The 12,951-nt window shown below is 65.4% G+C and carries 9 protein-coding genes; 6 read left to right on the forward strand and 3 right to left on the reverse strand.

Features of this window, described 5'->3' with window-relative positions; genetic code table 11:
* Nucleotides 1-12: 12 nt before the first annotated feature.
* Entirely contained in the window at nucleotides 13-411 is a 399-nt protein-coding gene (locus B0E50_RS03990; RefSeq protein ID WP_077439879.1) for a type IV pilin protein, read from the forward strand.
* Between the two features lie 50 nt (nucleotides 412-461).
* On the opposite strand, the gene recD is transcribed toward B0E50_RS03990, so the two are convergent.
* From recD to recC, 3 genes are read right to left on the reverse strand one after another with little or no spacing between them, the layout of a single operon-like run.
* Nucleotides 462-2,354, reverse strand: coding sequence for an exodeoxyribonuclease V subunit alpha (recD, locus tag B0E50_RS03995; RefSeq protein WP_077439880.1), 1,893 nt, complete (start codon nucleotides 2,352-2,354; stop codon nucleotides 462-464).
* Entirely contained in the window at nucleotides 2,351-5,947 is a 3,597-nt protein-coding gene (locus B0E50_RS04000) for a UvrD-helicase domain-containing protein (RefSeq protein ID WP_077439881.1), read from the reverse strand. The genes recD and B0E50_RS04000 overlap by 4 nt, the downstream gene beginning before the upstream one ends.
* Nucleotides 5,944-9,414: an exodeoxyribonuclease V subunit gamma gene (gene recC, locus B0E50_RS04005; RefSeq protein ID WP_077439882.1), complete on the reverse strand. Its 3,471-nt coding sequence runs from the start codon at nucleotides 9,412-9,414 to the stop codon at nucleotides 5,944-5,946. The genes B0E50_RS04000 and recC overlap by 4 nt, the downstream gene beginning before the upstream one ends.
* Nucleotides 9,415-9,614: 200 nt before the next feature.
* Here recC and B0E50_RS04010 point away from each other — a divergent pair, with 200 nt between their 5' ends.
* From B0E50_RS04010 to B0E50_RS04030, 5 genes are all read left to right on the forward strand, one after another.
* Nucleotides 9,615-10,034 (forward strand): YciI family protein, encoded by a 420-nt coding sequence (locus B0E50_RS04010; RefSeq protein ID WP_077439883.1) that lies wholly within the window; start codon nucleotides 9,615-9,617, stop codon nucleotides 10,032-10,034.
* A 46-nt stretch (nucleotides 10,035-10,080) separates the two neighbouring features.
* On the forward strand, nucleotides 10,081-10,494 hold the full coding sequence (locus B0E50_RS04015; RefSeq protein WP_077439884.1) for a VOC family protein: 414 nt from the start codon (nucleotides 10,081-10,083) through the stop codon (nucleotides 10,492-10,494).
* A gap of 73 nt (nucleotides 10,495-10,567) precedes the next feature.
* Nucleotides 10,568-11,095, forward strand: a complete 528-nt coding sequence (locus B0E50_RS04020; RefSeq protein WP_077439885.1) for an SRPBCC family protein — start codon at nucleotides 10,568-10,570, stop codon at nucleotides 11,093-11,095.
* Between the two features lie 44 nt (nucleotides 11,096-11,139).
* Nucleotides 11,140-12,405 carry an RNA polymerase sigma factor gene (locus B0E50_RS04025; protein WP_077439886.1) on the forward strand — a complete coding sequence of 422 codons (1,266 nt, stop codon included), beginning with the start codon at nucleotides 11,140-11,142 and terminating at the stop codon, nucleotides 12,403-12,405.
* Between the two features lie 157 nt (nucleotides 12,406-12,562).
* On the forward strand, nucleotides 12,563-12,922 hold the full coding sequence (locus tag B0E50_RS04030) for a hypothetical protein (RefSeq protein WP_139350738.1): 360 nt from the start codon (nucleotides 12,563-12,565) through the stop codon (nucleotides 12,920-12,922).
* Nucleotides 12,923-12,951: the final 29 nt, after the last annotated feature.

Consider the following 12,951-nt stretch of genomic DNA (forward strand, 5'->3'; position numbering starts at 1 on the left):
GCGCGGAGGCGCATGCGATATGGCGCGGGGTTCACCCTGCTGGAACTGATGATCGTGGTGGCGATCGTCGCGGTACTGGCCGCGATCGCGTATCCGTCGTACACCCAGCATGTCATCAAGGCGCGCCGGGCAGCGGCGAAGGCCTGCCTGTCGGAATACGCCAATTACATGGAGCGTTACTACACCACCAACCTGAGCTACACGGACGCCACCAACCCGGGACTGGATTGCGAGAGTGCCGCGCAGACGGGAAACAACTACGCCTACGCTTTCGTCGGTACCCCGGATGCTTCAACCTACGAAGTCAGCGCAACGCCACAGGGTCCGCAAGTTGCGGACACCCAGTGCGGTACGCTCACGTTGAACCAGACTGGTGCGCGCACAGCAGCCAGTGACACGGGTTGCTGGTGAGCTCGGCTCAACCTTGTGCACTCCCGCCTGTGAGAATGTACAAGAGACCTTCAATCCGGGCGTGACTGCAGCCGCTCGCGCAGTCCTCCCTGGCGTCGAATCGGGCGCGCCAATGCCGCGCGCAGCGAAGCATCTGTGCTCCAGATTTCGGCGTGGCTCCTTGCGCGCGAGATGGCGGTGTAGACCAGTTCGCGGGTAAGTATGCGGTTGTCCGCGTCGGGCGGCAGTACCACGGCGACGTCCCCGTATTCCGAGCCCTGGCTGCGATGGATGGTGATCGCCCACGCGCTTTCGTGAGCGGGCAGGGCACGTGGCGAGAAGCTGCGCAGGTTGGCATTGCCGTCGCGGTCGCCAAGTTCGAACCACACGCGCAATCCTTCAGGACCTTCCAGCGTGATGCCGACATCGCCGTTGAACAGGCCGCGTGCATAGTCGTTGCGCGTGATGATCACTGGGCGGCCGTGGTACCAGGTATGGCCGATGTCGATGCCGAAACGCACCGCGAGCCGGCGAGTGAGCAGTGCGTTGATGCCTTGTGCTCCGAACGGGCCATCACGCAGTGCGCACAGGATCTGCAGCTGGTGCAGATGCGGCAGGGCGTTACCTGGCTCGATGCGCGAAGCGAGCAGCGTTTGCAGCAGTTCGGCATGCCGCTCGATCCAGCGGTCGACACAGTCGCGCAGCGCCTGCGTGCTGGCGCATGGGCGCAGGTGCAGATCGCCATCCGCACGCTTGGTCAACAGCGTATCCAGCCACAGCGGATCCGGCGCATGGCGCATGGCTTCGATGCCGTGTTGCAGGCCGCTGCCGGCGCGCCAGCTGTGGGTAAGGGTCAGCACGTTGCCCGCCAGTGGTGTGTCGTCGCCAGCGGTCTCCGGCGGATGTTGCAGCAATGGCGCAAGCAGGCTGGCCATGGTTGATGGCAGCTGGTTCGACGGTGTGCCGGCGACGATGTCGGCGAGCACCGAGCCGGCATCCACCGAGGCGAGCTGGCCCGGATCGCCAAGCAGGATCAGCACCGCATCGGGGCGCAGCGCCTCCAGCAGCTGGCGCATCATCGCCAGATCCACCATCGAGGCTTCGTCGACCACCACGATGTCCTCGGCCAGCGGATTGTGCGAACCGCGACTGAAGCTGTTGTCGCGTGGCTGATAGCCGAGCAGGCGATGCAGTGTGCGTGCATCGGTGTGTGGGATCTGCTGCAGGAGCGCACCCCACGCGCGATGGTCTTCAGCGAAGAGCTCGCGCACAGGGGGCGCTCCTGCAGGGGCGACGTTGCCCAACATCACCTGCAGCTCGTTCTTGCCCTTGGCGATCGCCTGCAGCAGTCGCTGCGCAGCCTTGCCGGTAGGCGCGGCCAGCGCGATCGATGGCTGCGCCGGCAAGCCACATGCGCGGGCATGGCGCAGCAGCATCAAAAGCATGCGCACGACGGTGGTGGTCTTGCCGGTGCCGGGGCCACCGGTGAGCACGAAGAAGCGCGCACCGGGCACGGCGGCCACCGCTGCCCGTTGGCAGTCGGTGGGGCCGGGCGGCATGTCGGCGAACAACGTGCGCAGATCCTCGGCCAGTGTGGCAGTGGCAATCGGCAAGCTGCGCTGCTCGCAACGGTGCAGGATCGCAGTGTCCAGCTTCGACTCATGCTGCCAGTTGCGCCACAGGTAGAAGCGGTTCTGCGCATCGAGCACGAAGGGTGTGAAGCGTGATCCGTCGCCAACCCATTCGTGCCGATGCAGTGCGGTCAGTGCATCGGCATCGAAGCCGACGTCAGTGAATGGATCGGTCAGCCATGCGCAGGAATGACCGTGTCCCTCTGCCTGGCTGGCTGCACGCACGGCTGCGGCCAGCAAGGGTGAGCCGGTGCGCTTCAGCACCCACTGGGCGAGGGTGTGGTCGATCGCGCGCTCGTCGGTTTCGGTGGTTTGTGGCAACGCGGGATTCATGCAGCAGCCTCCTGCGCGCCGGCGAATGCATCGTCCAGCGCCTCGATCAGGGCTGTCGGCCAGCGGTGACGCCACACGCCAAGCCCCGGCTCCATGCCCAGCGCGCGGACAAACAGATACCAGCTGTCGCCGAGATGCTGGGCGGCCTTGTAGCCATTCATCCGCTGGCGCAGGTAACGGTGCAGCGCCACGGTATAGAGCAACGCCTGCAGCGGGTAGTGATGTTCGGCCATCGCGGCATCGAGCGAAGTACCTCGATAGTCCTCCAACCGTGCGCCGAGCCAGTTGGTCTTGTAGTCGAGCACGTGGAAGCGGCCATCCCGTTCGATGATCAGGTCGGCGAAGCCGGTGAGCATGCCGTTGAGTGTGGTCGCTTCGAGGCTGGCCGGGATCACATCGGACTGGCCATGGGCGGTGCAGAGCCGGCGCAATCGTGCCAGCGACACCTGCTGCACCGGGAACTGGAATTCGAATTCGACGATGCGGTGTTCGGCCGGCACGTCGATCAGGCGCAGGCCATCACCGAGATCGGCCTGGCGGGCACGGTCGATCAGGCGGCCGACGCGTTCCAAAGCTTCGTCGTGGGTCAGGTTGCCGCCCTTGACCGCCTGTACCCCGAGCTGATGCTGCAGCAGCTGACGCTGCCCTGGCCATATCGGGCCCTGGTGGGCCAGTTCGAGCACGTGATGCACGGCATCGCCGAAGCGCGGGCCGCGCAGTGGGTACAGCGCCAGCAGGCGGATGTCCTCGGCGCTGTCGTCGGGGTCTTCGGGAGCTGCCGGGGTTTCGTCCACAGCACTGTTGTCGTCGATCACCACGGCTGCTGCTGCGTAGCGGGTCAGGCCGCTGAAACTGTGCAGCCACTGGAACGGCCGCGAGCGCGGCAGCGGGGTTTGCGTGGCACGTGGCGCGGCAATCGAAACGGCTGCCTGGTAACGGGTGAAGACATTCGCATATGGCGCAGCCAGCGCAATGCCGCCGAGGGTCCTGGCCATGGGCTCAAGTGAGCTCTCGCCCTCGGGCAATGCCAGCTTCTGCTGCGCTTGCCGGATCAGCAGGTCGATCGCCGCGCACTCCCAGGCCAGCGCGTCGTTGCCGGGTGATGGGCCGCGGTCGACCCAGTACACGTGCACCGCATGGACCGCGCGGGTAAGGGCGACATAGAGCAGGCGCAGGCGCTCTTCGAGCTCTTCGCGGAAGTGCTGCCCACGGTGCTCGATGAAGTCTGCCGAGCCCAGGTCGACGCAGCGCTGGCCGTCGGCATCGTGATAGCGCAGCAACTTCGGCGCGCGCGGGCCGCTGCGATCACCGATGCGCCAGACCAGTGGCAGGAACACGATCGGAAATTCCAGACCCTTGCTGGCGTGGATGGTGAGCAACTGCACCCGACGTGCATCGCTTTCGATGCGCAGCTGGCGCTCGTCGGCGGCATCGGCGTCGCCATCACTGCCTTGCTCACGCATTTCGAGCAGCCATGCGTACAGGCCATCCAATCCCTGCAGGGCAGCTTCTTCCGCTGCAAGCAGTTCACCCAGATGACGCAGGTCGGTGAGCATGCGTTCACCTTCGGGAAGCGCCAGCAGGGCGGTCGCGCGTGCGGCCAGCAAGGCATCGATCAGTGCCAGCACACCGCGCATGCGCACCAACGTGCGCCATGCTTCGAAGCGCTCCAGCTCGTATTCGAAAGCGGCTGGCTGCAGCGCCCATGCACCGAATTGCTCCAGCGTGACGCCGAGAAGGCAGGTAGCCAGGGCGCCGCGCACGGCCTGGTCGTCGTCGGGGTGCAGCACGGCGAACAGGATCAACTCCAGTTCGCGCGTCACGTCACTTGCAAAGATATTGCCGCGGCCGCTGCCGACACAGGGCACGCCGCGTGCGACCAGCCGCATGCGCAATGCCACGATCTGGCTGTTGGTCGAGAGCAGCACGGCGAGGTCGCCAGGCGTCACGCGCCGGCCGCCGATCTGCTGTTGCGGATCGTTGAGCAGTTCGGCGATGCGGTTGGCGCAGTCGTCCAGCGCCAGTGCCTCCAGCTCGCCAAGCGCCTTCAGCGGATTGCCGCGCTTGTCGGTGGCATCGCCGCGGAACGGATGGATGACCAGCGGCTGCGCCGCGGGTTCGCCGTTGATGGCGTATGGCGTGTCGTCCGCCTTGCCCGCCGGGATGACTGGCTGATAGCGGATCTGCGGGTGGCCGAAGCCGCCTTCGGTGTGGCCGTACCAGGCATTCAAGGCCTCGACCAGTGCACGGCTGGAGCGGTGGTTGGTGCCCAGCGAGAAACGCTGGCTGGCCTGCTCGCTGGCGCGCAGGTAGGCGGCGATGTCGCCGCCGCGAAAACTGTAGATGGCCTGCTTGGGGTCGCCGATCATCACCAGCGTGCCGCGCCCGCGATAGATGCGGTCGAAGATCGCGAACTGGCGCTGGTCGGTGTCCTGGAACTCGTCGATCAGGGCAACCGGAAACGCCTCGAACAGGCGATCGGCGAGCACGCTGTCCGAGTGCTCGCCGCAGAGGCGCTGGTATACCGCGTCGATCAGCATCGAGAACGTCAGGACGTGACGCTGGCGTGCGCGACGCGGCATTTCCTCGCGGCAGCTCTGCGCCGCTTCGGCCAGCACGGCGCCGCGGGTGAAGATGGTGCGCAATTGCAGCAGCGGACGCAGGGTCTGCAGCGCCCGGATGAGCGGATGGTCGTTCAGCGTGCCCGTGTGATCCGGGGATTCCTGTTCGAGGATGTTGTCCGGCTCAAACGTCTTGTCGAGTGCGGCCGTCAATTGTTCTTCGTCGTCAGCCTCGAGTGCAGCGACGATCTTGTTGAGACGGTTGGACAGGGCGGTCTTGCGTGGCCCGTACAGCGACTTCTCGTTGGCCAGCCGCTGCAATTCGGCAACGGTTTCTTGCGCATGCAAGGCTGCGATCTGTCGCTCGAGTTCGGCCAGTCCACCAGCCTCGATCCGCGCATCGGTACTGTTCGACAGGCCGCCGAGATCGCGCAGCAAACCTTCCGGGCCATCTTTCAGCAGCAGCTCGGCTTCACGCGGATCGACTTCACCGGCCAGGTAGCGGCGGCGCCAGAAATCCTCCACGCATTCGCGCTGCAACTGCTGTTCGTCGAACAGCTTGTCGTTGGCGAACGCGGCACCGCTTTCCAGCGGGTAGTCGCGCTGGATGCGCTGGCACAGGGCATGAATCGTCGATACGGGGGCGCGATCGAGATCGGTGCGTGCCAGCTGGATCTTGCGCAAGGCACGACGACGGCTGTCTTCGTCGGGGCACAGCGACGCCAGGTAGTTTTCCAGAGAATCGTCATCGGCCGGCTCGATGGAGCAAGACTCAAGTAATCGCTCGGCCTCGACCAGCCGCCGTCGCAGGCGCTCGCGCAGTTCCTGCGCGGCGGCATCGGTGAACGTGGTGACCAGGATCTGCTCCGCCCGCAGCTCGCTTTCCAGCAGCAGACGCAGGTAGATCAGCCCGATGTTCCAGGTCTTGCCGGTACCGGCGCTGGCTTCGATCAGGATGCGGCCGTGCAGTGGCATCCGACGCCAGTCGAGTGCAGGCAGGGCAGCGTATGTCGTGGTGTCGATGGTGCTCATGCCGTTTCCCCGCTTTTGGCGGGTCCAGTTGCTGGCACTCTCAAAAGCATCGTGTGCTGCGGGTCGAGCACCTCGCAGACCAGTTCGGTGGCGGCGACGAACGCACGATGTGCCGGACTGTCCTGATCGAACAGTTCCAGTCCGCGACTCAGCAACGCGGCATAACCCGGAGCGTAGTCGCGCTCGCCGCCGTTGAAATCGTCGCCGGCCCATGCAGCTTGTGCCTTGCCGAGACGTGCGTCGGGTTCGCTCGTGGCATAGGCCTGGGCACTGCGTGGGAAGAACAGCAGCGGCTGTTGCGTGGCAGACCGATACGCGTCGATCAGGCGGCGCAGTCCCTGCCGGAGCTGGGCGGCATCCTGTGCGCGGATGGGATCGAGCAGTCCCGAACTGCGTGCCTTCTTGTTGTTTGATGTCGGCTCAAGATAATCGCCGTGCACGGTATCGGCATGGCTCAGTCGCAACGCGGCCCAGTCGATATAGAACGCCAGCATGTCTTTCAAGCCAGCGCTGCGGCCCGGTTGCGCATCGAACAGCAGCAGCTCACCGTCGGCACCGCGAAAGACCCGGTCGACCACTCCGGTCAGGCGCAGGCCGTCGCCGAGATCCAGGTCGATCGCCTGCGCCCGTGGTTGGGCGATGCCATCGGCGAACAGCAACTGTGCGTTCTCGAGCAGGCCTTGCAGCGAATCACGCAGTTGCACGTAGGTTTCGGCGCCGATGGCTCCGCCGGCCAGCATGCCGGAGCGCGCCAGCCACGCCGGCGGTTCGGGAGGCAGCTCGCTGCGTCCGGCGGCGAGGGTTTCGAACAGCAGCCGATGGTCGATCCGGTCGATCCGGTCGAGTCCGGTTTCCAGCGGCTCGCGATCAGGCCAGCCGATATGGTCGAGTGCCTGCAGGCTGATGCCATGGCCGTGCAGCAGCGTATCCCTGGCTGGATCGCGCCAGTAGCGCTTGAGGGCAGCGAGCGCGATTTCACCCCCGGATGGGGCGATGACGGCGGCTGTGCCGAGGGTTTCATCGAGAAAGCATGGTGTGCCGGCGCCGGATGGTGCAGCGAGATACCCGGGGTCGTACGAGAACAACCGCGAATCGTGCCGTGGCTGGCCACCGGCATCGCGCTCGTAATAGCGCGCGTCGAACGGTTGCAGTGGATGGCGGATGCGCCACGGTCGATCGACTTTTTCGTTGTCGGCGATGCCATGCTGCTCGTCGAGGAATTGCAGCAGTTCGGCTAGCGGAGCGGCCGGATTGCGCGGCTTGCCGTCACGCACGCCTTCGCCGACGTAACTGATATGCAGCACGCTGCGCGCCGACATCATCGCTTCCAGGAACAGGTAGCGATCCTCGCTGTGCGTGTCACGGTCACCGTGCCGAGGCTGGCCGAGGATCCGGTTGAGTCCGGCGTCGTTGCCGGGGCGCGGAAATTCGCCCTCGTTCATGCCGAGCAGGCAGACCACGCGAAACGGAATGGAGCGTTGCGGCACCAGCCCGCAAAACGTCACGCCGCCGAGCAGGAAGGCCTGGCGTTCCGGAACCGCATCGAGCGCGCCGCGCACCGCTTCGCGCACCACGCTCCATGGCAGCGGCGTGGCGATGCCGGTTTCGGCAGCCTGCACGCCGAGACCGGCGACAAGCCGGCGCAGCGCATCGAGTGCATTGTTCTCGGCATCGTCGCGCTGGTCGGTGAGGAACAGCGCGTCGATCAATTCCAGCAGCCACTCGCTCCATGCGGCAAGCGGTCGCGTGCCGGCGAATGCATCGCGTGCCCTGCGCAGTTCACCAAGCAGTCGATCGAATTGGCCCAGCGACTCGACGGCATTGCCGTACACACCATCCAGCGGAAGAATGCCGTCGAGCAATGGAGCATCGGCGAACGGGCCGCTGGCGTCCTGTCCCAGGATCAGCCCGGCGTACATGCGGTCGAAGCCGAACTGCCATGAATTCGCATCGGCGGCTGCGGCGCCGACCTCGGCCTTCATGCCGGCATCCAGCCCCCACGCGACGCGGGCACGACGCAACCAGCGTTCCAGCGCATCGCGACCGCCGGCGTCGATTTCGAAACGTCGGGCCACCGCCGGTACATCGAGAAAATCGAGTACTTCGCTGACCGTGAAGCGGCTTTCGGCCAGGTCCAGCACCTGCGCGAATGCACTCATCAGCGGATGCGCGCGCGACAACCCGACATCGGCCAGATGCCAGGGAATGTGCAGCGGATGGCTGCGGTATTGCGCCGGTTCGCCGAACACGGCTGCCAGGTACGGTGCATACGCGCCGATGTCCGGCGCCATCACCACGATGTCGCGATGCTGCAGTGAGGGATCGTCGGCAAGACAGCGCAGCAGGCTGTTCTTCAACACCTCCAGTTCGCGCAGGCGGGTGTGGCAGGCGTGCACGCGCAGGCTGGCGTCGCTGCGCAGGGCAGGCAGGACGTCATCTGCCCTGGCTCCATCGGCGAGCTGTTCGCGGACCGTTGCGCCGAGCAGCTCCGGCTGCAGGCAGCGAATGCTGGATTGCAGTTGCGCCAGCAGGGAGGTTTCGCCGGGCAGCGGCTCGGCGTCATCGAGCGGGTCGCGTTCGTCGATGGCGCCGCATTCGTCCAGGGTCAGGCAGAAATCCTGTGCGATGCGGCCCAGCGCCACCAGCAGCGGATGGCCGACCTCGTAATACAACACCTCCGGATCGTCGGTATGAGTCAGCAGGAAACGCTGCTTGCGCAGATAGACCCAGTGCTCGCGGCAGGGATCGGGAAAATACAGATGCACGGGTGCATGCAGTGCAGTGGCCTGCAGGGCTTGCAGCACATCCGGCGGCAGATGGCTGACACCGAATACATGCAGCGGGGCGTCGCTGGCCAGTTCGTTGTGCCCGGCACGCAATGCGTCGAGCAGTACAGTGCTGCGCTGGGCGCGGTGTGGGCGGTTGATGGACGCCTGCATGGAGCGCCACAGTGCCGCCTGCCAGTCGCTGCCATGCTGGCCGGGATGCTGTTCCCAGTCGAGGATCCAGTCCGGCCGATAGATCAGGTATTGCGTGTACAGGCCGGCCAGGTGTTCGGCCAGCTGGAAGCCGCGTCGCGCGGCATCGTCGCCGGCCAGGTAGGCGGTGACGTCTGCTGCCTTCAGCGTCGGCAACGCCATCAGCAGACGCCAGCGAAGCACTTCATGCCGATATGCGCCACCGATCAAGGCCTCGTCGCCCAGCAGGCGCCGGGCAGTGCGCTCGAACCACTGCCACGGCAGGATCATGTCGTAATTGGCGGCAATGCCATGGCCACCATGCGCGCCGCTGCGCTGTGCGAAGCGGCCGAGCAGCCAGCGTTGCAGGCCCGGGTGCGCCACCACGACCGTCTGCGCGGCCAGCGGATTGACGGGCCGCTGCGTTTCAAGCTGCTGCGCAAGCTCGTCGGCCAGCCGCTCGGTGCGGCTGCCGCGATGGACGATCAGCCCGCCTGGGTTTTCCTTCATTCCCTGTTGCCCCGGTCACGAATGGGTACAGCATACCGAGGCGCTGTCCCGTAGCCTGAGAATATTTCCAGATGGCGATGCCGGAGATGTCGATGCGGTGAGGGTTCGTTCGTCGTCTGGACAGAGCCAGGGATCCGGGCTGGCGTGTCCATCGCGCGCCGGCTCGGGCTTCCCATTCATGCCAAAGAGGAGACACGACGATGCGATTCATGGTGATAGTGAAGGCGGACCAGGCTTCGGAAGCCGGCGTGATGCCGAGCGAGCAACTGCTGACCGAGATGGGCAAGTTCAACGAAGAGCTGGTGAGGGCCGGCATCATGCTGGCGGGCGAGGGCCTGCAGCCCAGCTCGAAAGGCGTGCGGGTGAAATTCTCCGGCCACCAGCGCACGGTGATCGACGGGCCGTTCGCCGAAACCAAGGAGCTGGTTGCCGGCTTCTGGCTGTGGCAGGTGAAGTCGAAGGACGAGGCGATCGAGTGGCTCAAGCGCGCCCCGTTCGACGGCGGTACCGAGGTCGAGTTGCGCCAGGTGTTCGAGGCGGAGGATTTCGGTGCCGAGCTCACGCCCGAGCTGCGCGAACAGGAAGAGCGCCTGCGTGCGCAGGTCGCCGCCAGATCCTGAACCAGGTGTCCCGGCTGGTACCCATGGAAACCGACGGAGTATTCCCATGCAACTGACCAATTACCTCATCTTCGACGGCAAGGCCGAAGCGGCATTCAAGTTCTACGAGCAATGCCTGCGCGGCAAGATCACCATGATGATGCGCTTCGGCGAGGCGCCCGGCTGCGAGAACATGCCGGCGGAAACCCGCGACTGGCTCATCCACGTGCGACTGGAAATCGGCGACCAGGTGCTGCTGGCTTCCGACTGCCCGCCCGATCGTCCCTACGACGGCATCAAGGGCTGTTCGGTGTCGATCCAGATCCACGACAAGGCGGAAGGGGAGCGCATCTTCAACGCCCTGAAGGAGAACGGCACAGTGCAGATGCCCTACGAGAAAACCTTCTGGGCCGAGCGCTTCGGCATGCTGGTCGACCAGTTCGGCGTGCCGTGGATGATCAACTGCGAGAAGGGGCCCTAGGCATGCGCCTCAGGTGGCCATTCCCGGTGGCCGATGGCGCCGCCATACCTCAATGCCCTGACCGGAGCGACCCATGTTCATGATCATCCTCATCATTGTTGTCGTCCTGATCGTCGCGGTGCTTGCCTTTGCGGCGACCCGCCCCGGCACCTTCAGGCTGGAGCGTGCAGCGACGATCAAGGCCCCGCCCGAAAAAATCCTCGCGCTCATCAACGACTTCAGGCGATGGAGCGTCTGGTCACCATGGGAGAAGCTCGACCCGGCACTCAATCGCAGCTACAGCGGACCGGCAAGCGGTCCGGGCGCTGTCTACGCGTGGCAGGGCAACAACAAGGTCGGCCAGGGCCGCATGGAGATCCTCGCGTCGTCGCCAGCCGCCACGACGATCAAGCTGGATTTCATCAAGCCGTTCGAGGCCCACAACATCGCCGATTTCACGCTGCTGCCGCAGGGCGATGCGACCATGGTCAGCTGGGCGATGCATGGTCCGAATTCGTACCTGGCGAAGCTCATGCACGTGTTCTTCGACATGGACAAGCTGGTCGGTCGCGATTTCGAGCGTGGACTTGCCAACCTGAAGGCGGTGGCCGAGGAGGGCTGATTGGCTCTTGCAGCGGCGGCAGGTGGGTGGTGTGATCGGGTGCCATGACCGTGACCGACACCCATCGCACCATCGACGCCGTCTGGCGGATCGAATCGGCCCGGCTGATCGCCGGCCTCGCACGCATGGTGCGGGATGTCGGGCTGGCCGAGGAGCTGGCGCAGGACGCGCTGGTGGTGGCGCTGGAGCAGTGGCCGACATCGGGCGTGCCGGACAATCCGGGCGCCTGGCTGATGACCACCGCGAAGCATCGCGCAATCGATCGCTTGCGTCGCAGCAAGCTGCTCGAACGCAAGCATGTCGAGTTGATGCACGAACTGGAACATCAGCAGGACGATGCCGTGGCGAAAGTGGAAGCCACTCTCGATGACCCGATCGGCGACGATCTGCTGCGGCTGATCTTTACCGCGTGCCATCCGGTGTTGTCGGTCGAGGCGCGCGTGGCGCTGACGTTGCGCTTGCTCGGAGGGCTGACCACCGAAGAGATCGCGCGCGCGTTTCTGGTGCCGGAGGCAACCATCGCGCAGCGCATCGTGCGAGCCAAGCGCAGCCTGGCCAAGGCCGAAGTGCCGTTCGAGGTGCCGCGCGCCGAGGAGCTGGCGGCGCGCCTGTCGTCCGTGCTCGAGGTGATCTACCTGGTGTTCAATGAAGGCTATTCCGCGACGGCCGGCGGTGACTGGATGCGGCCGGCACTGTGCGAGGAGGCGCTGCGGCTCGGCCGCGTGCTGGCCGGACTCGCGCCACGCGAGCCGGAAGTACATGGTCTGGTCGCGCTGATGGAAATCCAGGCCTCGCGTTCACGCGCCCGCGTGGCTGGCAACGGCGAGCCGATCCTGTTGCTCGAGCAGAACCGCGCGCAATGGGATCACCTGCTGATCCGTCGCGGGCTGGCGGCGCTCGACCACGCCGAGAAACTCGGCGGTGCATTTGGCCCCTACGCGTTGCAGGCGGCCATTGCCGCCTGCCATGCGCGTGCGCCGACCGCGGAGCAGACCGACTGGCAGCGCATCGCCACGTTGTATGGGGCGCTCGCACAGGTGATGCCATCGCCCGTCGTCGAGTTGAACCGTGCGGTGGCCGTGTCGATGGCGTCCGGCCCCGCCGCCGCCCTGGAACTTGTCGACGCGCTGGATGGCGAGGCGGCGCTCGTGAGCTACCACCTGTTGCCGACCGTGCGCGGCGACCTGCTGTTCAGGCTTGGCCGTGTTGCCGAGGCCCGTCCGGAATTCGAGCGCGCGGCAGCACTCACGCAGAACTTGCGCGAGCGTGAGCATCTGCTCAAGCGCGCCCGGGCATGCGCAGCCGGCTGAGATCCCGTCGCATGGCGAAGCTGGCATCGCGGGTTCGCCTATTGTCCAGGCAGGGATACGCAAAACGGCGACAGTCATCCGGTCGCCGCGAAAAGCGGAAGCCGTATACACTGATTGTGATGTGGCACAACACCAGAACCTACGGACACGAATAATCATGAAACGATACCTGGCCTGCATGGCTGTCGTCGGGCTTCTGACGGCATGTACCGACGCACAAAGTCTGCGCGGCACAGTGGCAACCGGTTACTACGTGGGTGACATAAGCGTGGACGACGTTGCCGGCTGTGTTTCCGGAAGCTGGTCGAAGAAACCGGCCCAAATGGCGGTCGTCCCGCTGTTCGGGGGCACCAGTATCCAGCTCAGGGACGGGGAGGGTGGCCCGATGTTCGCGATGGTGGATATCGTCGCCACCGGGTCGACCACCACCGCCAAGTACTATTCGAAGACAGGGCAGCGGGACTGGTACGCCGAACAGGTTATGGACTGCATGCACGCGACCTCTTCCATCGACTAGTTAAAACCGGTGACCCAGTGCGGCGCCAT

The organism is Rhodanobacter sp. C01 (assembly GCF_002001045.1).
Taxonomy (GTDB): domain Bacteria; phylum Pseudomonadota; class Gammaproteobacteria; order Xanthomonadales; family Rhodanobacteraceae; genus Rhodanobacter.